The following is a 21,298-nucleotide window of genomic DNA, read 5'->3' on the forward strand; positions in this document are numbered from 1 at the left end:
ATCCCGTTGGTCTCGGTTGCGCAACAAGCCGATATTCGGTGAATGTGCATAATATTGAGAAGGGAGGGAGGGTTTTGTAAGACTTTTTTTAAAAGATATGGCAAAGTGCTTGACGACGCTTTGTCGACAATATATAATGGACAAAAAGGAAGCTATCAAAGGGGAACGTACCCGATAGCGTAGAAAGGAGAACAAATATGCCAATCGTAAAAGCATCAAAGGATCGTGTAAAAACCGGCGTGCATTTCATGCTGGGGAATTACGCACTTGTGGAAGGCGCCATCAGTGCCGGATGTAATTTCTTTGGCGGGTATCCCATCACACCTGCTAACGAAATCTCTGAGAGGATGTCACAGAGGCTGCCGGAAGTAGGAGGTAAATTTGTACAAGGTGAAGATGAGCTTTTCTCTATCTTTGCGTGTACAGGTGCTTCTCTGGCAGGCGGCAAGGTCATGACCGCTACCGCAAGCGCAGGCTTCAACTATATGCAGGAGGGACTTGGCTATGCTTATACCATAGAAGCTCCTCTGGTTATTGCAGACGTTCAGAGATGCCGTGGTGAGAACTATGCCAGCCAGGCGGACGTATATCAGATGAGATACGGCGCCAGCGGCGACTATGAAGCCATCGTAGTATGTCCTTCTTCCGTTCAGGAGCTTTATGATTATACAATCTGGGCTTTCAATCTGGCAGAAGAGTACCGCAATCCGGTCGTAGTGATGTCCGAAACGACAATCGCTCTGATGAGAGAACGTCTCGATATTCCTGAGGCTTCTCAGATTGACTTATTTAATAGAAACTACACGACTCTTTCTCCGGAAGAATATCAGCCTTTTGCGGCTCCTGAATTCGGGTGCCCTGATGCTGCACCTTTGGGAAAAGGATATCAGACCATTTATTCCCTGAACCCTCATGATGAAAAGGGAAGCATCGACTGGGATCCCGATGTATTCGATAAGCTGTATAAGAGAATCTGCGGCAAGGTCCGTGAAAATGCAGATAAGATCTGCCGCACTGAGAGCTTCATGATGGACGACGCAGAGTATGCGATCATTGCGTATGGCAGTGAAGTACGTCCTTCCATCGAAGCTGCCCAGATGGCAAGAGAAAGCGGCATCAAGGTCGGTGTTCTTAAGCTCTGCAATGTATGGCCGGTTCCGGAAAAGGCTATCGCAGAGGTGTCAAAGAATGTATCCAAGATTTTTGCGGTCGAGATGAACATGGGCAAATATGTCAATGAGATCGCACGGGTTGCAGCAGGCCGCTGTGAAGTGATTCCCGTTACCAAGAATTTGGGCTTGGTACATACAGGATACGAGATTCTCGAAGATATTAAGAAGGGGGTTAAATAAGATGAGTGAGCTGAAGATCAATCCCAGAAGAAAATATTTAAGACCGGAAAAGCTTCCGCACTTTTTCTGCTCAGGCTGCGGCTGCGGCCAGGCGCTGAATTATTATATGCAGGCTCTGGAAGAGCTGGATATGGACCCCCGGTACATGATACATATAGCAGGCGTAGGCTGTACGGCCAGAGTACCCGTATATATTAAGACGGATATGTTCCATGGCGTTCATGGAAGAACTCTTGCGTGGGCGACAGGCGTGAAGATGATGCAGCCGGATACTCCTGTGGTCATTTTCGCAGGCGACGGTGACATTGCGTCCATCGGTGGCAATCATCTGATTCATGCAGCCAGAAGAAACCTGGATGTGACCGTAGTGATGGTCAATAACATGAACTTTGCCATGACCGGCGGCCAGGTGGCTCCTACCACCCCGGAAAAGGCACGTACCATGACGACTCCTTATGGCAGCGCAGAACCCAGATTTGATGTATGCGCACTTGCCCAGGCGGCAGGAGCTACCCATGTGGAACGCTGGACGACGGCACAGCCTGCCCAGTGTAAAAAAGCTATGGAGCGCGCACTGCAGCACAAGGGTTTCTCGTTGATTGAAATCGTTTCCCAGTGCCCGACCCACTTCGGCCGCTACGCACTGAAGACCGGCGATCCCAATGCTGTGATCGCTTGGATCAAAGAGCATACCTATACTGATGCGCAGGCAAAGAAGATGTCTCCGGAGGAACTGGAAGGCAAGCTTCGCTGCGGCCAATATATCTGCGTTGAGAAGCCTATTTATGAAGGCACCAACGAATTAATGTAAGGAGGAGAAGAAATGGTTACATATCCGCAGAGAATTACCTTATGTGGCTTTGGTGGACAGGGAATCATTTTGTCCGCAGTTATTTTAGGGACGACCGCCGTGACAAAGGGCGATTTATATGCAGTACAGACTCAGTCTTATGGTTCTGAGGCCCGCGGCGGCCAGTGCCAGTCTGAGCTGATCATCGACAAGAAGGCCATTAATTCTCCTGTTGCAGAAAAGAAGAATCTTCTGGTCGCCATGTTCCAGACTGCTTATGAGAAATATATTCCTACTCTGGAGGATGATGGCGTCCTCGTGATCGATCCCGGTCTGGTGACAAAGATCACACGCCCCATCAAGACCACATTTGAAGTTCCCGCTACGCAGATCGCGGTGGATCTGGGCAATCGTATGGCGGCGAACATGGTCATGCTGGGATTCCTGAGTGAGTCCCTGGGCATTATCAGAAGGGAAGACCTCCTGGATGTTGTGAAAGATACTGTAAACCCCAGATTTGTAGAGCTCAACTTCAAGGCAGTGGAAGCGGGCATCGCTTATGCCAAGGAGAACGATCTTTACCATAAATAAGGAGCGGTCATGAATTTATTCGAATATGAAGGCAAGCAGATGATGCGGGAATACGGGATTCCCGTGCCGGAAAGCCACCTGATTACCGCAGAGGATGCACCTGCTCCCATGGCTTATCCTTTCGTACTGAAGGCTCAGGTCATGACTGGCGGCAGAGGCAAGGCCGGCGGCGTAAAAGTCTGCGAGAATGAAGCGGATTATAAAAAATATGCCCATGATATCCTCAATATGGAAATCAAAGGACATAAGGTTCACGGTCTTTTGGCGGAACAGATGATGAAAGCCGAGAAGGAACTGTATCTTTCTATCACCCTTCAGGGTGTGGCGAAGCCTACGCTGATCGCCAGCCGTATGGGCGGTATGGATATTGAGGCGGTTTCCAGGGATAATCCTGAGGAGATCGTGAAGATGGAGATTGACCCTTTCACGGGGCTTAAGGGCTATCAGCTCAAATATCTGGCAAAGAAGCTTCAGGTGGAGGACAAAAAAGATTTGTTCGCCATGGTGTCCAAAGTTCAGGATGCTTTTTTCAAGGCCGGCGCGATGCTGGTGGAGATTAATCCTCTGGGCCTGGTGGACGGCAAACTGATAGCGATGGATTCAAAGTTTGTTATTGACGGCCATGCACGCCATATGCAGGCAAAGATGGATGAGCTGGAAGCGGCAAGACAGGAACTTCATGCGTATGAGACTCCTTTTAAGGAGGAGACTACAATCACGTATGTTCCCCTTGACGGAGATTTGGGACTGATTTCTGATGGAGCAGGCACAGGCATGCTGACCCTGGACCTTCTGAATGATGCAGGCGGGCATGTGGCCAGCTTCTGTGAACTGGGCGGCATGACCACCGAAGAAGTTATGTACCGCGCCATGGATCTGACTCTGACCGGACATCCGGAGATCAAAGGAGTGATCGTTGTCCTGATCGGCGGATTCAACCGTATGGACAATATGGCCCTCGGAATCACGAAATATGTGAAAGAGCATGATGTGAAGATTCCCATTTATACGAGAATGTGCGGAACCATGGAAGAGGTGGGCCTTGAGACCATGAAACAGGCAGGTATGCCTACTTATAATATCCTGACTGACACCGTAAAAGAATTTGTGCATGAAGTAGAGGGGGTGTAGGGAATGTCTATATTGATCAATAAGGATTCCAAAGTCCTGGTACAGGCAATTACGGGAAAATCCGGTTCCCTGCAGACCAAGGTCATGCTGGAGGCCGGTACGAATATCGTTGCCGGCGTTACTCCTGGAAAGAGCGGACAGGAAGTGTATGGCGTTCCCGTATACGATTACATAGCGGAAGCAAAGGCAGAGCATGATTTTGATACGGTCATCAGCTTTGTTCCTCCTGCTTTTGCAAAGGATTCTTGTTTTGAGGCCATTGATGCGGGCATAAAGGTTCTGGTTCTGACCACAGAGGAGATCGCACTTCATGATGTGGTGGAGATTATCGCCTATGCAAAAGCTCATGATACTATCCTGGTGGGACCCGGCTGCGCCGGTGTGATCGCTCCTGGCGTATGTAAAGTGGGAGCCCATCCCATTCGTTTCTTTAAAAAAGGACATGTCGGCGTAGTATCTAAGAGCGGCGCTTTATCTTATGAGATTGGAAAGACACTTACGGATGCGGGAATCGGCCAGTCCAGCGTGGTCGCCATCGGCGGGGGCCCTATCTGGGGATTCACGCAGGCGGATGCCGTGGCGCTGTATGACAAGGACCCGGATACGGATGTGATCGTGCTCTTAGGTGAGATCGGCGGCGGTTCTGAAGAGGATGCGGCTGCATATATCAAAGCGAACGTGAAGAAGCCTGTAGTATCTCTGATCGTGGGACGGAACGCCCCTCAAGGCAAGAGCCTTGGCCACGCCGGTGCTATTGTCAGCGGAAACGTTGGTACGGCAAAGACAAAGATCGCAGCTCTGGAAGATGCCGGCGTCCATGTGGTGAAAAACCCCGTGGAAATGGTGGAGACCATTCGCTCATTGATGGATACAGAACGTATGTGATGCGGCTGTACAGGATTCTAAAAGAAAGAGAGGAATTACCATGGCGGTATATATTGATAAGGAGCTTTGCAAAAGCTGCAAGATCTGCATAAATATCTGTCCCAAAGATGTGTTTGAGATTACGCATCATGTGAACAAAAAGGGATATAACTACGTGGAAGCTGCCAGAGAAGAGGCATGTATCCAGTGCGGCCAGTGCGAAACGTCCTGTCCGGATTTCGTCATCCATATTGAAAAGGATGAGAAATAATCATAAAAAAGTGATTAAAATAAACAAAGATGATATTTGGGAAGGAAGGCGGCCGGTATGAAGAAGACCATAGGCATTGTAGGCGGCATGGGCCCTTTGGCCACATGTGATCTGTTTCGAAAAATCGTGGAGATTACCGACGCGGGCAGCGATCAGGAACATGTACGTGTCTGTATTGACAGCAATACGGAAATCTCTGACAGGACAGCGGCTATATTGAGCGGAGGAAAGAATCCCGTGCCGGAAATGGTGAAGAGTTCCGTCAGGCTTCAGGGAATGGGCGCGGATGTGCTCATCATGCCCTGCAATACGGCCCATTATTTTTACGATCAGATCACACCTTATGTGGACGTACCATTTCTCAATATGCTGGAGGAGACTGCCAGAGAGATCAAGAGACGGGGAATCGGAACGGTAGGCCTTTTGGCCACCGACGGCACCGTTCAGTCGGGAGTCTACAAAAAAGTGTTTGACGCCGAGGGAATCCGGATGCTGCTGCCTTCACCCGAAAATCAGAAGCATGTTATGGATGTGATCTATAAAGGCGTGAAAGCCGGGAACATGTCCATAGATCTGACAGGTTTTTACAGAACCATGGAAGCACTGTTTGAAAGCGGTGCAGAAGTGCTTGTCTTGGGCTGTACGGAGCTTCCGGTGGCCTTTGACCTGTTTCATATCGAGAAGCCCAACATTGACCCTACCCTTGTCCTGGCGGCGGCAGCGGTGCGTTTCACCGGGGCAAAGGTAAAAGAAGAGATAGGATATTAAAAATCTGGAATAAGAGGAGGATTGTCATGTTAAGTAAAATTGCTCAGAATATCACCCCGTCCGCAACCTGTGAGCTGGAAGGTGTTGTATCCGATATGAAGGCGGCAGGCGTCGACGTCATCGGACTGAATGCCGGAGAGCCGGATTTTGATACTCCTGAGAATATCCGGGATGCCTGCAAAAAGGCGCTGGACGAAGGAAAGACAAGATATATCAACGTACCTGGTATCCCTGCCCTTAGAAAGGCGATTTGTGAGAAATTAAAAAGAGACAATGGCGTTGAGTACACTCCCGCCCAGATTTGTGTATCTACAGGTGCGAAACAGGCGCTTAACAATGCCATTATGGCCGTGGTAAACGCAGGCGACGAGGTCATCATTCCCATGCCCGGATGGGTAAGCTATGTAGAAATCGTGAAATTGGTTGGAGCAGTTCCTGTGTGCGTAGACACAAAGGAAGATTTCCAGCTGGATTTAGATGCAATTGAAAAAGCAATCACCCCCAAAACAGCAGCTATCATGATCAATACGCCGAACAATCCCACAGGCGCTGTCTACACGAGAGAGAGCCTGGAGAAATTGGCGGAATTGGCCATTAAGCACGATTTCTATATTGTTTCCGACGAGGTTTATGAGAAGCTTATCTACAACGGGAAAAAGCATGAGTGCGTGGCTTCCTTCTCAGAAGGCGCATACAACCATACGGTCATTATTAACGGCATGTCCAAAGCGTTTGCAATGACTGGATGGAGATGCGGATACACGGCGGCGCCGGCTGATATCGCGGCGGGCATCAGCGCGATCCAGGGCCATACGACGTCCAACAGCACCACCTTTGTACAATGGGCCTCTCTGGAAGCCTTGGAAAAGAATGACGGGACCATCAGGGAAATGGTGGGAGAGTACGCTAAGAGGAAAGATTATACCTATGGCAGACTGACCGGCATGGAAGGCATTTCCTGTGCAAATGTGGACGGCGCTTTCTATCTTCTTCCCGATGTGAGCTATTATTTCGGAAAGAAATATGACGGCAAAGAGATCAAGGATTCCTTTGATTTCTGCAGCTATATCCTGGAAAAAGCCCATGTGGCCATCGTGCCCGGCGGCGCTTTCAACGCGCCCAACTGCGTGAGGATTGCGTACACCAATTCTATGCCTAAGATTCAGGAAGGCCTTGACAGGCTGGAGAAAGCTTTGAAAGAACTGGACTGACAATGCTTTTCCTTTGAAAGACGGTACTATCCGTTAGCTGAATGAAAAGACCGGAAAGAAGAATGATTGACGAAGGTGCTGCTGTCTTGGGATAGCAGTACCTTCGTTTATTTCAGGAAACATCCCTTTTAAGTAACAAATAATAGGATATGCAAAATTAAATATTTGTTTTATTCATATAAAACAAACAAATATGTTGACAAGTCTTTGGCTTATATATTAAAATTAGTTATAATAACAGGAAATATGAAATACCGGAGGAAGATACTAAAAACCGGAAAGGGGAATAGTGTCTTTTTTATAAATATTCAATTGTAGACAATTGACGATATACAATAAATAAAAATACAAGGTGGCAGGGTTTCAGGACCAGGCTGTCAGATAAAGTACCAAAGCAGGGTGCCTTGTTTGTTTGGCGGGCTTTTAAAGTAAGCGAAAAGAGAAATTGTGCGGTACAAAATTCAAACTGGAGGGTGAACATATGGCAGCGTCTGATTTTGGGTCCAATCCGTCTTTAAAGCAGTTAGTCTATAATAATTTAAAGGAACGTATCATAAACGGCGATCTGAGGCCGGGAACCCGGCTCAGGGAGGAAGACCTGTCGGCAGAAATGAACATCAGCCGTGCGCCCATCCGGGAGGCGTTAAATATGCTGGAGCGGGACGGCTTTACTACGATCGTGCCGAGGAAAGGTGCGATCGTGGCGGAAGTGATGAAAGAGGATATCCTGTATATCTGGGAGATGCGGGCACTTTTGGAGCCTTATGCCGCAAAAGTTTCCACGGCGGATATTCCGGAAGAGAAGATTGCAGAGACAAAGCGGTTCCTTTTCAGGGTAATGGACCATCCGGGCGATCTGGCACAGTATGTGAACTCCGATTTGGAAGTACATGAAATGATGGTGGACTATTTGTCCAACCGGTTTCTGAAGAGCATCCTTCAGAATATGAAAGCCCATTCTCTAAGACTTCGCTGGGCAGCGGAATACGACAATGAGGAGACTCAGGAGTCCATAGTGGAGGATGCCACCAGGGAGCATCTGGATATTATCTATGCTTTCGAAAAGCGGGATGAGGATCTGGTATATCGTGCTGTGCAGAAGCATGTGGAGAACAGCGCGGAACGCCTGCTCGGTGCAAAGTATGTAAATTACAGGAACTAGGCAGAAAGCGACAGGATTCTTGGAAAAATAAGGCAGAATTCTCTTGGATATACTTGACAAATTCTGTAGATTGTCTTAAAATAACTGTAATATCAGTGGGTCCGATTTTTACAACTAAATATATGCATGGTAAAGGAGCCATTCGCAAATCAGTCGAGCGGGGTATGTTGATTTGTAATGGCTTTTTTTATAAACAAGGGGAATTGTATACAATCTTCAATATACATTCCTGTTTTGTCCAGCGCAGATATTTGGGGAAATCAGTAATGGGAAGCTGAGAAAACGGTCAGGCTGATAAATATGCTAAAATCAAGGAGGAAGTAGTATGAATGAAAAGAAACTGACGTTCAAAGACTATGCAAAAGCCTTGGGGCCCGGCGCCATCATGTCTGCCGCCATCATCGGCCCGGGCACAGTGACGACCGCATCCACTCAAGGTGCGAATTATGGTTATACGGCACTTTGGATCCTGCTGTTGGCCTGCCTTATCGCTTATTTTTTCCAGGAACCCGCGACAAGAATCTCCATCGGATGCAAAGAGTCCGTGATGGTAGGCGTAAGAGAGTACATAAGCCCCGGAGTGGCAAAATTCCTGTGGATCGTGCTTTTCGTAGGCAGCATTGCTTTCCAGGCAGGAAACTTGAGCGGTGCTTCCATGGCCCTCACATATTTCTTCCCCGGAACCACCAATCTGCTGTGGGCGATCATCATGTCTGTCCTGGCTTTGCTGATCGTGCTTTTAAACCGCTATAAGATTATTGAAGGCGTGAATCAGGTCCTCATCATTTTGATGGTCCTGGCTTTTGTGCTCACCGCATGTACTTCCGGACCTAATATTGGAGATATGGTTACAGAAGGCTTCTCCTTTAAAATCCCCGGCGGCAACGCGATACTGGCGGTGTCCCTGCTGGCGACCACCGTCACCCCGAACCTGGTTCTCGGATATTCTTCTTTCCTGAGAAAGAAATATCCTGATTCCAAATCGCCGAAAACGGATATTAAGCTGGCCAAGGCGGATTTAGGTCTTAATATGTTCGTTACATTCCTGATCACTGGCGCGATCATTGTCTGTGCAGGAACTCTGCTCCATCCCAAGGGAATTCAGATTTCTTCCGCGGCCGATATGGCACAGCAGCTGACTCCGCTGCTCGGAAGATTTGCGGGAATTTTCTTCTCGTTAGGTCTGTGGGCAGCCGCTATTTCTTCCGTGCTCTATCAGATTTCGATTCATAATATGCTGTTCCCGCCTGCCTTTAATATGGATGAGAACCCGAAAGCAAAGCATAATGTCATCATTACCTGCCTGGTAGTGCTGATTCCCATTATCCTGATCGTGATATTCGGCTCTTCACCGGTACAGCTGATCATCGCTGCTCAGGCGCTTAATGGCATCGCCCTTCCTATGGTGTGTATCATCAGCTGGATATTGTGCAATAAGAAATCGCTGCTTGGTGATTTTGTAAATAACCTGAGGCAGAACATCATCATGGGCATCGTGACGGCGCTGACTCTGCTGTTTGCGATCAACGCGCTTTACAGCGTAATACAGAAAGTGATAGCGATGTTCTGATAAGCTGCATGCGGCATTAAATGAATTGAATGAAATGGAAATTGAAGAATGATTTGATGTGAAGGGAGATATATATGTATCAGAAGATTTTGGACATTGTAAAATCTCATGAAGACGAGATGATCAATCTGCTGGCCCAGATGGTGAAGATTCCCAGTGTGAGCGGAAACGAGGCGGAGCTGGCAAAATTCATCACCGATTACTGCGGCAGGCTTGGATTTGAAAGCGAGATTGACCGTCACGGCAACGTACTAGTCTTGGTGAAGGGCGGAAAGCCCGGAAAGAGGATCGCTTACAACAACCATTTGGATACAGTTCCGGTAGGAGAAGGCTGGACGAAGGATCCTTTCGGTGCAGAGATCATAGACGGCAAAATGTACGGACGCGGTTCTACAGACTGCAAATGCGGGATGGCAGCTCAGATCACGGCGGCCAGAGCGCTGGTGGAATCCGGTATTGAATTCTCTGGTGAAATAGCCCTGATGTATGCGGTTGATGAGGAAGTACAGGATATAAGCCGTAAAGGCACTCTGAAGATGCTGAAAGATGGGTTCACCGCGGATATGTGTATCAATGGAGAGGATGTTGACCTCCACTGCTGCCTGGTATGCGAGGGCATGCTGGAAGTTAAGATCACCACGATGGGCGTGGGCGCCCATGGCGCAACCGCGTTTAAGGGTGTGAATGCGATCGGCATGATGTGCAGAATCTATGATGAGATTATGAAGATCGTCCCCGGAGAGAATAAATATGTAAAGGGTTCCATAAATCCCGGCGTGATTTCCGGCGGAGAGCGATCCAGTGTTGTACCTGACAGATGCGAGATGAAGGTTTCCAGGTTTACGGTTCCCGGTGAGACAGGCGCCATGTTCCTTGGGCAGATAAATGATATCATTGCCAAGCTTAAGGCAGAAGATCCGACCTTTGACGCGGTGGCGGAGCTGACCTATGACAGCAATCCTTCTGAGGTTTCTGAAGATGCCGAGGTTGTGCAGGCTGTTGTAAAGGCTCATGAGATGCTGGGAAAAGAATGCCCGTTCTATGGAACCCCTCAGCATGATGACGCTGATTTCATGACCAACTATTCCGGTATTCCTACTGTGCTCTATGGACCTGGTACGGGCCTGAAAGCACATATGCCTGATGAATATGTGATTCTGGATGAAGTAAGAGAGGCCGCGCAGGTTTATGCGCTGGTGAATTACAACGTATTGGCGGAAAAATAAAGTCGCAGGTACATACGGGGAAGCCGGCTGGCTTCCCCTCCTGTGCTTTGGAAAGTAAGGAGGGAGACCATGTTGATCGGTGGATTTTACCACGTAGATCCGGAGCTTCTGCAAAAAGATCCGGAGAAGGAGGATCTGGAGCTCCGGTGTGATACAGAAGGGAAATATAACAGAAAGGTCTATACGGGTAACGGACGCACGGCGTCTTCTTATATATTTTTGAACGCCCTGCATCTTACAGAGGAGGACGTGATTCTTCTGCCGGATTATCTTTGCGTATCTGTTATCAATTCTCTAGAAGTGTGTAAAGCGCAGTTTCGTTTTTACCGGGTGAAGAAGGATTTGACGGCGGACATGGAGGACTTGCGGAGTAAGGTGGATGACAAGGTGAAGGTTCTGTATGTGATCCATTATTTCGGCGTGCCGCAGCCAAAAGCGGTTGTGGATGAGATGCTCCGCATCAGCGAGGAGAATCATCTGGTGATCGTAGAGGATCTGACCCAGACACTTTATACAAAGGAAGCGGGCCGGATTGGGTTCGGGGATTACCTGGTAGCCAGCACGAGAAAATGGATGCCGGTTACAGACGGCGGGATTCTGGCGGTAAAGGACGGAGTGGACTGTCCCATGGTGCCGCTTGAGAACGCTTATGATGAGGCGGTATATAAGCAACTGCTGATTTCCATCATGCGTGATTATTATGATAACCATCCAGGAAAGGATATCTCTTATTATCTGCAGCTGGAAAAGGAAGCTAATAAAGCCCGTTATCTGGATTTTACACCCAGAGGGATGACGGAGCTCACCAGCCGCATTCTGTTCAATATGGATCATGAAGAATCCATGAGGAAACGCAGGGAGAATTATACGTATCTTTATCATCAGCTGAAGGATGTGGAGGGCCTGGAACTGGCCGGAGGGCCTTTGGATAAAGAAGGTAAGTATGTTCCTTTCGGGTTTGTTGTTCTGGTAGAGAAACGGCAGGAATTCTATCGGTATCTGGCGGACAACGGTATTATCGGAGAGATCCAGTGGATTCTTCCGGAGGAATATTATGTTCCGGGGGAAGACGCAAAATATTTATCGGACCACAACGTCATGCTTCAATGTGACCAGCGTTACGGAGAAGAAGAAATGTCGTTTGTAGTAAATACAATAAAAAAATATTTTAGGAGGCAGAGATGAGCGAGAAGGCAATGAAGGGCTGTGAGATTCTGCTCCATACCTGTGGGGCAGTGAAAAAAGGAGAAAGAGTTCTTGTGATCACCGACGATACCAGCAAAGAGATTGGCGAGGCGATGTATAAGTGCGCGTCCGCATTTACGGATACCACGATGGTATGCATGCCTGACCGTTCTACTCACGGGGAAGCTCCCACTGACGCAGTCGCGGCGGCTATGAAGGAATCTGACGTGATGTTTTCTGCGACCACATTTTCGCTGTATAACAGTTCGGCTAGAATCGAGGCCTGCGAGGCCGGATCTCGTTTTGTGAACATGGCGGATTACTCCATGGGAATGCTGGAGGAAGGCTGCCTGTTTACGGATTGGGGAGAAGTCCGCAGACTCGTGGATGAGACCAAGACGAAGATCGTAGGAAAAGAGCTGTCCATTACGACACCGGCCGGTACCGATTTCCGGACTTCCATCGTGGGAAGACATGCAGACGTGGGATACGGTGTATCCAGAGATAAGGGCGAGGCTTCTTCCCCGCCTGACGCAGAGTGTGCTGTAGGACCTGCGGACGATTCAGCCGAAGGCGTTTTGGTGATCGACGGAAGTATTCCTCTTCCCGGATTGGGAGTCATCAAAGAGCCGATCACGATCAAGGTGGAAAAGGGATACATCACCTCCATTGAAGGCGGAAAAGAAGCGGATATCCTTCGTGATACACTGGCGGGTTTCCACGATGAGCGGGTATATCTGGCGGCGGAGGTAGGCTTTGGCCTGAATCCTGCCGGTACCTTGAGCGGACGTATGCTGGAGGATGAAGGCGTTCTGGGTACTATGCATATTGGTATCGGAAACAACTTATCCTATGGCGGAACCTGCGATACGCCGGTACATATTGATTTGATCATGAAAGAGCCCACCTGCATTGTGGACGGCCATTATGTGATAAAGGACGGCAAGCTGCAGTAATTCCACAGACAGCTTATGGATGGCAGGAGGTGGCACAGTGGAGTTTAAGACCTTTTGCACCGGTACGCGCACAACGTACCGGGAAGTACGGCTGGAGCATGAACTGATAAACAAGTTTTATGAAATCAGGAATCCGCTGCAGGAAAAGATATTATCCATCCCCGACGGCTGCGTGAATATTTGGTTTCTATGGAAGGACGGAAAATGCCAGGCAAGACTGATTGGAAGCGCATTGATGGGAAAACCGTCTCTGGTGAGCAACCATGAACAGTGCTTTGGCATAAAATTCAACGCAGGAGTCGTGCCGGAGGTGTTCTTGAACGACATCGGCCATATCATCAATAATAATTGTCCGGTAAATAAATATAAAGACATCTCATTCATGGAAAAAGAAGTGGAAACAATGGAAACCTTCGAACAGAAGCTGATTTATTTTCTGGAACGTGATTCCGTATTCGGGAAGAACCGGGTAAATTCCATTACCAGGTTTATTGTGGAGGACGTGGCGGAGAAGATGGGGAATCTGACGATTTCGGAGCTGGCTGATATGCTGGGGTACAGCCAGCACTATACCAATCAAGTTTTCCGCCGTAATCTCGGTATGCCCATTAAACAGTATTCCGGTATCGTGAGAATCCAGCAGGCGATTTATGGAATAGAAATGAAAGACAGGGATTTTATCTATGAAAATCTGGGTTACTATGACCAGTCACATTTCATCCGTGAATTCAAAAGGTACACGCTGCTGACTCCTAAGTCATACGATAAAGAAGATTGGTCCTTTGTATAGGGTTTTGTAAAAAAATAATAAGAAAAGAACCGCCGCATGGCTGAATAAAAAGTCAAGCGGCGGCTTTTTTTGTTTTTATAATCGTATTTTTTGAACATTGTACAAGTTTTTCCGGTTGTTTCTTAAGAAAATAAAGTATTTTGGTCCTTTTTTTACAATATGTTTTACTGCTGGTTTTATAAAATGAAATCATAAATATTGTAATAAGAATGTCGAAATAATCATAAATACAAAAAACAAGAGGGAGGGGCTGGAATTATGGAAATATTGGAAGAAGCACTGGAACTTTTGGGTCAAATGGTCGAAATACCCAGCACGGAAGGGCATGAAGAGAAAATGGGAGAACTGGTGGCTCGATATGCAGAAAGCCTGGGCATGGAAGTGGAGAAACAAGAAGTGGAAAAAGGGAGATTTAATGTTATTGCTAGGGCCAGCATTGGAAAGGGAGGTAAGACAGTTGTGCTGAATTCCCACATGGATGTGGTTCCCGCAGCAGACGGCTGGGATACGGAGCCCTACAAGCTGACAAGAGGAGAAGACCGTGCTTTCGGCAGAGGGGCAACTGATGCAAAAGGCTGCTTGACCGCACTTTTGATCGCCACAAAGCATATACTGGAAAATCCGGGTAGTACAAGCGGAAACATCATAGTTACAGCTGTGGTGGACGAGGAGACCTACAGCAAGGGGGCCAGGTATCTGGTGGACCATACGGAGCTGTCGGCCGATTTCGGAATTGTGGGAGAGCCTACTAACTGCCGGATTGGACTGGGGCACAACGGAAGTATACGGCCCGTGCTGGTAATCCATGGACGGACGGCTCATTCTTCCGCGCCGGAACTGGGAATCAGCTCGGTTAGAGTTGCAGCGTATATTTCCAAGCTGGTAGACGATATTCAGGCAGAGCTTCATAAGATTACCCATCCTTCCACTGGAAAGCCTTCCATTTCCATCACATTGCTGAAGGCGGGAACGAAGGAGAACATGTTGCCGGATTGGTGTGAACTTGTTATAGACCGCAGGATGATACCGGGAGAAGATGAAAAGGAAATCATAAAGACGATTGAAAAAATCTGTTCCGATGCGGAAGCCGAATTCCCAGGGTCCAGAGTAGAGATAGACCGTTATCTGGTAACTACAGGACCGGCATCCGAGGTGAAGCCTGACAGCGAGATAGCACGGATTGCTTATGAAGCGTGTGAAAAGGTGACCGGAGTAAAGCAGACGCCTTATGGGGTAATCTGCAATACAGACATGAATCATCTGATGAGAAAGGGGATTCCCACTGTCATAATCGGACCGGGTAATATCAATTACTGTCATAAGCCGAACGAATATGTGGAATACAAGGAGCTGGAAATGGCATGCAGGGTGGATGAACAGGTGATTCGGGTGCTTTTGAGCTGAAGGGGGAATGGTATGAAAATCAAGAATGTTTCTGTATATACCTGCCTTCATCCGCTGAAAATACCCTTTCGTCATGCGTCTTCGGGGCTGGTGACAAATCTGGAGGGAGTCTACGTAAAACTTGAAGCAGAAGACGAGACAGTGGGATTTGGAGAAGTCAGAGGAAACTGCTCTTATTTTACTGGAGATACCACAGGAGCGGTGGTATCCACGATCTGCTCGTCCATCGCGCCTAAAATGGTTGGACAGGAGGCAGAAAATCTGAATATGCTTCACCAGATCATCGAGAGAAGCCTTGTCGGCAATACAGCCGCAAAAGCAGCCTGTGACTGTGCGGCATATGATCTGGCCGGAAAACTGGCTGGAAAGCCGGTATATGAATTGCTGGGGGGGAAACTTCACGACAGACTGCCGTCAGAAGAGAACATTCCTTTTATGACGGTCAAAGAAGCGGAAAAAAGAGCGGAGGAGATTCTGGACGGCGGCGGCCGTTTTATCAAGGTACGGGTTGGAGGAAAGCATTTCCGCTATGATGAAGAACGGGTGAGCGCGGTTTGGGATGTGATACGGAGCAAAGGGGTACAGAATGAAGTGGTCTACAGTGTGGACGCGAACCAGGCCTGGAATACGAGAGAAGCCATTCAAAATTTGAACCGTTTAGCGGGATATGGCGTCACCATCGCGGAACAGCCGGTACGTTATAATTCACCCATCCGTCTGAAGGAATTAAAGGAAAACTGTCCGATGAAGCTTTTCGGAGACGAGTGTGTGGCTACGGTGGAAGACTTGGCGCGCTATATTGAGATGGGGGCGGTGGACGGTATCCATATCAAGCTGATCAAATGCGGAGGCATTTACAATGCGGTCCGGCTTGTGAATCTGGCTAAAGCCCATGAAATCGAGTTCATGATAGGAGGGATGGATGAGGGAATGATGGCGGTGGCCGCCGCCGTTCAATGTGGAGCCGTGGCGGATACGGAGCTGTTTGAGGTACACGGGCATGTGAGGATCAAAGAGGATGCCGCGAGCGGCCTCGCAGTGCACGGAAGTGTGGTGGAAGTACCGGATGGCCCCGGACTCGGGGTGACAGTCAGAGAAGAAATGCTCAAGAAAGTATTCTCAGTAATTTAAGAAAGTAATGAAACGAAAGACAATGCAGGTAAAGAAAATTATAACAGGAGGGAAAGAGTATGACATTAGGATTGATTCTGGTACTGTGTATGGGCGCAGTGATGCTGACAGTCGGGCTGTGGGCGTCAAAACGGATAAAGACTTCAGATGATTACTATGTGGGCGGAAGAAGCCTCGGTCCTCTCGTCACAATCAGCACGCAGTGCGCTACCTTCGTAGGCGGAGGCATGACACTCGGATGGATCGGGATGGGGTACCGGTATGGAGTGGGTGCGGCTTGGTACGGCGCGCCGCAGGCATTGGGGTTTTTCTTTATGGCGGTCGTCATGGTAAAAGCCATGAGAAGAGGAAACAGCTTTATCTCTCTGCCGGATTGGTTTGACAGCCTGTATCACAATAAATTCCTGAGCATTGTATCTGCTCTTGTCTGTCTGATCGTACCGATCACTTGGGTGACCGCCCAGACGACGGCGGCAGCCCGTATGCTGGAGACGATCGGAGTCCCGTATCTGGTGGGAGTGCTGGTAATCGGAGGCGTCGTGATCCTCTATTCCACAGTGGGCGGATATCTGGCTGTGGCGTATACAGATACCCTGCAGTGGATCTTGCTGCTGCTGATCTTTGCTGGTACGGTTCCATTTGCCATTTATTATGCCGGAGGCTTTGGCGGTATCACTTCCGGTGTGGAGGCTCATATGATGAATCCGATGACGGTACAGGGGATGCCTGGGTATACGATACCCCTTTGGATCGTATCCGGCCTGGTGTCCGGCATGGGGCTTCAGTCCAGCTATCAGAGGATCTATTCGGCCAAGACAGACCGGGTGGCGAAACAGGGCCTGGTGGTGACCGGAATCGCGACAATCTTCTTTGCCGTTTTGACTGCGTTTGTAGGTATGGCAGTCCTCAGGCTGGGAGCGCCGGATGATCTGATCAATGATAAGGTATGGCCTTGGTTCCTCAATAATTACATGCCCCAGTGGGTGGCTTTGATCTATACGGTGTGTATCATGATGGCGACCATGTCCACGGCAGATTCCATGCTGAATTCTATCTCCCTTACGATTACCCATGACCTATATTCGAAGTTCATCAATCCGAAAGCGGATGATAAAAAGGTGCTCAGAGTGGGAATCATCGTATCCGGGATCTTTGGAATATTGGCGCTCTATTGGGCGACCGGCGGTTCCTGGATGATCGCGCTTTTCGGCATGAGTTATACATTAGGCGCAGGTCCTTTGGCCGGAGCGGTCATGACGGCAGCTTTGATGAAGAAGAAGGCCAACGCGAAGTGTCTGGCGGCCGGGATGATCCTCGGAGCGGCAGTAGGGTTTATCACCCTTAAGGTTCCGGCTTTGTCCGGTATTCCGGCAGGAGGTACAGTATTTTCCTTCGGAAGCTGCATCCTTGTCTGTATAGTCGGATCTCTGATCTGGAAGAACAAAGAAGGAGGTAATGACTTATGAAGCCTATGATTGGTGTTCCCATGGATCTGATCCATGATATCGACTGCATTATGTCGGGAGGACTTCCCGACATGATGATAGCGGATACTCCGATGGAGACCATAGATGGAATCAGAGCGGGAGGCGGGATGGCCGTAGGATTGCCGCTTGTCTGCGGGGAAGAGCAGGCTATGGAAGTGTGCAGAAGAATAGACGGGCTCGTGGTGCCGGTGGGGCAGGATCTTTCACCGGAAGCCAGCGGTGTCCCGGTGAACGGGCACAGCGGAGTATTCTGTGTAAAGAAGGACAAAAGCGATATTTATTACATAAAGGCGATGAAAGCGCTGGATAAACCGATATTGGGGCTTTGCAGGGGAATGCAGCTCATGAACGCGGCCGCTGGCGGTAGCATGATCAAACATCTGCCGGATATTCTGGATGAGAGTGTGGTGCACAGTTCTCCGGTCGTGCCGACGGATTATATCCTCCATCAGGTCTGGATAGAAGAGAATACACAATTGGCATTGGTCTATGGAACGAAAGAGCCGGTGGATGTCAACAGTTTTCACCATATGGCCATCGAAAGACCAGGCGAGGGCTACAGGGTGGCCGCGAGGAGCCGGGACGGAGTCATTGAGGCCATTGAAGATGAACCCGGAAAACGGATTGGTGTGCAGTGGCATCCAGAATGTCTCTTCAAGGAAAGAGAGGAACATCGGAAGCTGTTTGAACGGTTTGTGGAATTGGCCAGAGAAGGAATGAAGTAAAATCGGGATTTCAGAAGGAGGAGGATATGGGGATTTTTATCAAGATAAGTGACTTTTTATGGGGATGGCCATTGATCATCATCATACTTCTGACAGCCGTAGTGCTGACCGTACGGACAGGAGCGATCCAGTTTCGCAGATTTGGGTATATGCTCCGGACTACCTTTGGCAGTATTTTTAAGAAAGAAGAAGAGGGCGAAGGTGTCATGAAGCCGTTTAAGCTGGCTATGGCAGCCATGAGCGGCACTATCGGCACAGGAAATATCGCCGGCGTAGGTCTGGCGATCGGCATCGGAGGCCCGGGAGCAGTATTCTGGATGTGGATCGTCGCATTGTTTTCCATGGTGACAAAATACAGTGAGATTGTTTTGGGCGTAAAGTACCGGGAACTCAATAAAGAGACAGGCGAATATAATTCGGGACCGATGTACTATATTCTGAAGGGTTTGGGAAGCAAATGGGGCTGGCTGGCCGTGACTTATGCGGTTCTTTTCGGTCTGGGATATTTTGTCATGGCTTTTGTACAGTCCAATACAATAGCGGCAGCCATGAGTACGATGCTGAATGTAAAGCCTTTGATCACAGGCATTGTCCTGGCGGTTCTGATGAGCCTTGTAGTCTATGGCGGGCTGAAAAGGCTTGTGAAGGTAGCCGATGTTCTGGTCCCTTTCATGACTATCGTGTATTTCCTGGCTTCTCTTGTGATCATTCTTATGAATATCAATAAACTGCCGGGCGTTTTTGGAACTATCATATCCAGCGCGTTTACCGGAAGCGCTGCACTGGGAGGATTTGCAGGATCCACAGTAGTGCTCTCCATGCGCCAGGGATTTGCCCGCGGCATTTATTCCAATGACGGCGGCGTAGGTCTGGGAGCAGTCATCCACGGCCAGGCGATCACAACACATCCGGCAAAGCAGGGAATGTGGGGTATTTTCGAAGTGTTTATTGATACATGTGTTGTATGTACGGCGACCGCGCTGGTCATTATGTTTACAGGCGTGTATGGAAGCGGTGAAAAGGGGCTTGCTCTCACGAGTCTCGCATTTTCCACCGGCCTTCCGGGAAAATGGCTTGGTCACGCCATCGTATGCTTCGGCGTGGTGATGTTTGGCTATACGACATCCATCAACAACAATTTCCTATTCCAGAATGCCATGGGGTATGTTTTCAAAAATGTAAAGCGGAAGATCATCATTTTAGTCTGCGGCACGTTAAGTCTGTCTGGAGCCATATTCGGGGCTGTTGGAGGGCTGGAAGAGATCTGGGGCTTATCGGATCTGTTCCTGGCGCTTGTCATCCTGATCAATGTACCGGTGGTACTGGCACTTTCCAAGGAGGTGAGAGAGCTGACCAAGGAGTATTATGGTCATGGTCAGCATCGAAAATAAAGAGAGTTCAGGAAACATGTCCGTTTTTTACAATACACAGATCGACTGAATCACTACAATAAATAGCAATTTAATAATATATACGAATGTCTTTAAGGAGGCGCGATATGAGTCAGAAAGAAATCGGATTTTCAATGAATGAGTTTCAGGCCAGGGTTCAGAAAGTAAAGGCATCGATGGCGGAACAGAGACTGGATATGCTCCTTGTGAACACTCCGGAAAATATATTCTATTTGACAGGGCATAAATCACCGGGTTATTATATGTATATGTGTTTGGTCCTTCCCATGGAAGGAGAGATGACACTGGTCCTCCGCAGAGGTGAGGTCGGAAACGCGAGTGTCTATTCCTGGCTGGAGGGCGGCGGCTTAGTAGCTTATGACGATACAGACGATCCGCTTCAGAAGACGGTGGACGTCATACTTGAAAAGGGTTTTAAAGGAGGATGCGTCGGAGTGGAGTTCACTTCCTGGTTTCTCACGACGAAAAACTTCCTGGGACTTAAGGAAAAGCTTGCAGGGGCGCAGATTACAGATGCTTCCGGAACGGTGGAAGAGGCGAGGATGATTAAATCCCCTAAGGAGATCGAATACATAGAGGAATGCTGCCGCATTGCGGATATGGCGATGGCAAAGGGGATGGAAAAGGTACGTCCCGGAAATAAGGAAAAAGAAGTAGCAGCGGCATTTTTCTCAGAGATGTGCCTGCAGGGCAGCGAGTATTATGGCACGGAGCCTTATGTGGCTTCCGGACCCAGAGCAGGTGCGATGCACTCCTCCTGGGGTGAAAGAATTATTCAAAGCGGTGAATCGGTGCTTTTAGAGTTGGCAGCCACGGTGAATCGGTATAATGGAGCTCTGATGAGGACCGTTCATCTTGGAAAACCTTCTCCGCTTATCACGGAATGGACAAAAGTATGTATCGAAGCTTTAAACGCGGCGATTGACGCGATCAAGCCGGGCGTGACTTCCGAATACGTGGATGCTGCCTGCTGCGGTGTCATCGAAAGGGCAGGATTATACGAAAATTACCGGAAACGTACCGGTTATTCCCTGGGGATCGCATTTGCTCCTGACTGGGGCGAGGGCCATATCATGAGTCTCCAAAAAGGAGATAAGCGTCTTCTTCAGCCGGGCATGGTATTCCATATGCCTCCGGCGCTCCGGGAACTGGATGCTTACGGTGTGGGTTTCAGTGAGACCGTGCTGGTGACAGAAACAGGATGCAAGGTCCTTGGAAATACAAAACGCGAACTTTTAGTGATAGATTGACATTAAAACAGACTTATGCTCG

Annotated in this window: 20 protein-coding genes; all 20 read left to right on the forward strand. The window is 48.7% G+C overall.

The window, feature by feature from the left end:
• Positions 1–197 precede the first annotated feature (197 nt).
• Positions 198–1,352 (forward strand): 2-oxoacid:acceptor oxidoreductase subunit alpha, encoded by a 1,155-nt coding sequence (locus LQE92_RS07895; RefSeq protein WP_231062437.1) that lies wholly within the window; start codon positions 198–200, stop codon positions 1,350–1,352.
• Position 1,353: 1 nt separating this feature from the next.
• Positions 1,354–2,163 carry a thiamine pyrophosphate-dependent enzyme gene (locus LQE92_RS07900; protein ID WP_147596568.1) on the forward strand — a complete coding sequence of 270 codons (810 nt, stop codon included), beginning with the start codon at positions 1,354–1,356 and terminating at the stop codon, positions 2,161–2,163.
• Positions 2,164–2,175: 12 nt separating this feature from the next.
• Positions 2,176–2,733, forward strand: a complete 558-nt coding sequence (locus LQE92_RS07905) for a 2-oxoacid:acceptor oxidoreductase family protein (RefSeq protein WP_231062438.1) — start codon at positions 2,176–2,178, stop codon at positions 2,731–2,733.
• Between the two features lie 9 nt (positions 2,734–2,742).
• Positions 2,743–3,864, forward strand: a complete 1,122-nt coding sequence (locus LQE92_RS07910) for an ATP-grasp domain-containing protein (RefSeq protein ID WP_231062439.1) — start codon at positions 2,743–2,745, stop codon at positions 3,862–3,864.
• Between the two features lie 3 nt (positions 3,865–3,867).
• Positions 3,868–4,749 (forward strand): succinate--CoA ligase subunit alpha, encoded by an 882-nt coding sequence (sucD, locus tag LQE92_RS07915; protein ID WP_147596565.1) that lies wholly within the window; start codon positions 3,868–3,870, stop codon positions 4,747–4,749.
• Positions 4,750–4,789: 40 nt separating this feature from the next.
• Positions 4,790–4,999, forward strand: coding sequence for a 4Fe-4S dicluster domain-containing protein (locus LQE92_RS07920; protein WP_147596564.1), 210 nt, complete (start codon positions 4,790–4,792; stop codon positions 4,997–4,999).
• A 57-nt stretch (positions 5,000–5,056) separates the two neighbouring features.
• Entirely contained in the window at positions 5,057–5,767 is a 711-nt protein-coding gene (cuyB, locus tag LQE92_RS07925) for a cysteate racemase (protein ID WP_231062440.1), read from the forward strand.
• A gap of 26 nt (positions 5,768–5,793) precedes the next feature.
• The gene (locus tag LQE92_RS07930; RefSeq protein ID WP_231062441.1) at positions 5,794–6,978 is read left to right on the forward strand and encodes a pyridoxal phosphate-dependent aminotransferase; all 1,185 of its coding nucleotides are present in this window, start codon (positions 5,794–5,796) and stop codon (positions 6,976–6,978) included.
• A gap of 481 nt (positions 6,979–7,459) precedes the next feature.
• Positions 7,460–8,140 (forward strand): GntR family transcriptional regulator, encoded by a 681-nt coding sequence (locus tag LQE92_RS07935; RefSeq protein WP_231062442.1) that lies wholly within the window; start codon positions 7,460–7,462, stop codon positions 8,138–8,140.
• 325 nt (positions 8,141–8,465) lie between these two features.
• Entirely contained in the window at positions 8,466–9,710 is a 1,245-nt protein-coding gene (locus LQE92_RS07940; protein WP_231062443.1) for an Nramp family divalent metal transporter, read from the forward strand.
• Positions 9,711–9,784: 74 nt separating this feature from the next.
• Positions 9,785–10,936, forward strand: a complete 1,152-nt coding sequence (locus LQE92_RS07945; RefSeq protein WP_231062444.1) for a M20 family metallopeptidase — start codon at positions 9,785–9,787, stop codon at positions 10,934–10,936.
• A gap of 69 nt (positions 10,937–11,005) precedes the next feature.
• Positions 11,006–12,121, forward strand: a complete 1,116-nt coding sequence (locus LQE92_RS07950) for an aminotransferase class I/II-fold pyridoxal phosphate-dependent enzyme (RefSeq protein WP_231062445.1) — start codon at positions 11,006–11,008, stop codon at positions 12,119–12,121.
• Entirely contained in the window at positions 12,118–13,077 is a 960-nt protein-coding gene (locus LQE92_RS07955) for an aminopeptidase (RefSeq protein ID WP_231062446.1), read from the forward strand. The genes LQE92_RS07950 and LQE92_RS07955 overlap by 4 nt, the downstream gene beginning before the upstream one ends.
• A 37-nt stretch (positions 13,078–13,114) precedes the next feature.
• The gene (locus LQE92_RS14535; RefSeq protein WP_231062447.1) at positions 13,115–13,867 is read left to right on the forward strand and encodes a helix-turn-helix domain-containing protein; all 753 of its coding nucleotides are present in this window, start codon (positions 13,115–13,117) and stop codon (positions 13,865–13,867) included.
• A gap of 258 nt (positions 13,868–14,125) precedes the next feature.
• Positions 14,126–15,271 carry a M20 family metallopeptidase gene (locus LQE92_RS07965; RefSeq protein ID WP_231062448.1) on the forward strand — a complete coding sequence of 382 codons (1,146 nt, stop codon included), beginning with the start codon at positions 14,126–14,128 and terminating at the stop codon, positions 15,269–15,271.
• A 12-nt stretch (positions 15,272–15,283) separates the two neighbouring features.
• Positions 15,284–16,402, forward strand: a complete 1,119-nt coding sequence (locus tag LQE92_RS07970) for a mandelate racemase/muconate lactonizing enzyme family protein (protein WP_231062449.1) — start codon at positions 15,284–15,286, stop codon at positions 16,400–16,402.
• Between the two features lie 59 nt (positions 16,403–16,461).
• Positions 16,462–17,868 carry a sodium:solute symporter family protein gene (locus LQE92_RS07975; RefSeq protein ID WP_231062450.1) on the forward strand — a complete coding sequence of 469 codons (1,407 nt, stop codon included), beginning with the start codon at positions 16,462–16,464 and terminating at the stop codon, positions 17,866–17,868.
• Positions 17,865–18,614: a gamma-glutamyl-gamma-aminobutyrate hydrolase family protein gene (locus LQE92_RS07980; RefSeq protein ID WP_231062451.1), complete on the forward strand. Its 750-nt coding sequence runs from the start codon at positions 17,865–17,867 to the stop codon at positions 18,612–18,614. The genes LQE92_RS07975 and LQE92_RS07980 overlap by 4 nt, the downstream gene beginning before the upstream one ends.
• A 26-nt stretch (positions 18,615–18,640) precedes the next feature.
• Positions 18,641–20,005 (forward strand): alanine/glycine:cation symporter family protein, encoded by a 1,365-nt coding sequence (locus LQE92_RS07985; protein ID WP_231062452.1) that lies wholly within the window; start codon positions 18,641–18,643, stop codon positions 20,003–20,005.
• Between the two features lie 107 nt (positions 20,006–20,112).
• A complete protein-coding gene (locus LQE92_RS07990) occupies positions 20,113–21,276 on the forward strand; it encodes a M24 family metallopeptidase (RefSeq protein WP_231062453.1) in 1,164 nt (387 codons plus the stop codon).
• Positions 21,277–21,298: the final 22 nt, after the last annotated feature.

This window comes from Lientehia hominis (assembly GCF_021044755.1).
Taxonomy (GTDB): Bacteria; Bacillota; Clostridia; order Lachnospirales; family Lachnospiraceae; genus Lientehia; species Lientehia hominis.

Excerpts from the sequence above, each read along its gene's own strand:
- LQE92_RS07895 (WP_231062437.1), top strand. The coding sequence starts at position 198 with ATGCCAATCGTAAAAGCATCAAAGGATCGTGTAAAAACCGGCGTGCAT.
- LQE92_RS07900 (WP_147596568.1), top strand. The coding sequence starts at position 1,354 with ATGAGTGAGCTGAAGATCAATCCCAGAAGAAAATATTTAAGACCGGAA.
- LQE92_RS07905 (WP_231062438.1), top strand. The coding sequence starts at position 2,176 with ATGGTTACATATCCGCAGAGAATTACCTTATGTGGCTTTGGTGGACAG.
- LQE92_RS07910 (WP_231062439.1), top strand. The coding sequence starts at position 2,743 with ATGAATTTATTCGAATATGAAGGCAAGCAGATGATGCGGGAATACGGG.
- sucD (WP_147596565.1), top strand. The coding sequence starts at position 3,868 with ATGTCTATATTGATCAATAAGGATTCCAAAGTCCTGGTACAGGCAATT.
- LQE92_RS07920 (WP_147596564.1), top strand. The coding sequence starts at position 4,790 with ATGGCGGTATATATTGATAAGGAGCTTTGCAAAAGCTGCAAGATCTGC.
- cuyB (WP_231062440.1), top strand. The coding sequence starts at position 5,057 with ATGAAGAAGACCATAGGCATTGTAGGCGGCATGGGCCCTTTGGCCACA.
- LQE92_RS07930 (WP_231062441.1), top strand. The coding sequence starts at position 5,794 with ATGTTAAGTAAAATTGCTCAGAATATCACCCCGTCCGCAACCTGTGAG.
- LQE92_RS07935 (WP_231062442.1), top strand. The coding sequence starts at position 7,460 with ATGGCAGCGTCTGATTTTGGGTCCAATCCGTCTTTAAAGCAGTTAGTC.
- LQE92_RS07940 (WP_231062443.1), top strand. The coding sequence starts at position 8,466 with ATGAATGAAAAGAAACTGACGTTCAAAGACTATGCAAAAGCCTTGGGG.
- LQE92_RS07945 (WP_231062444.1), top strand. The coding sequence starts at position 9,785 with ATGTATCAGAAGATTTTGGACATTGTAAAATCTCATGAAGACGAGATG.
- LQE92_RS07950 (WP_231062445.1), top strand. The coding sequence starts at position 11,006 with ATGTTGATCGGTGGATTTTACCACGTAGATCCGGAGCTTCTGCAAAAA.
- LQE92_RS07955 (WP_231062446.1), top strand. The coding sequence starts at position 12,118 with ATGAGCGAGAAGGCAATGAAGGGCTGTGAGATTCTGCTCCATACCTGT.
- LQE92_RS07965 (WP_231062448.1), top strand. The coding sequence starts at position 14,126 with ATGGAAATATTGGAAGAAGCACTGGAACTTTTGGGTCAAATGGTCGAA.
- LQE92_RS07970 (WP_231062449.1), top strand. The coding sequence starts at position 15,284 with ATGAAAATCAAGAATGTTTCTGTATATACCTGCCTTCATCCGCTGAAA.
- LQE92_RS07975 (WP_231062450.1), top strand. The coding sequence starts at position 16,462 with ATGACATTAGGATTGATTCTGGTACTGTGTATGGGCGCAGTGATGCTG.
- LQE92_RS07980 (WP_231062451.1), top strand. The coding sequence starts at position 17,865 with ATGAAGCCTATGATTGGTGTTCCCATGGATCTGATCCATGATATCGAC.
- LQE92_RS07985 (WP_231062452.1), top strand. The coding sequence starts at position 18,641 with ATGGGGATTTTTATCAAGATAAGTGACTTTTTATGGGGATGGCCATTG.
- LQE92_RS07990 (WP_231062453.1), top strand. The coding sequence starts at position 20,113 with ATGAGTCAGAAAGAAATCGGATTTTCAATGAATGAGTTTCAGGCCAGG.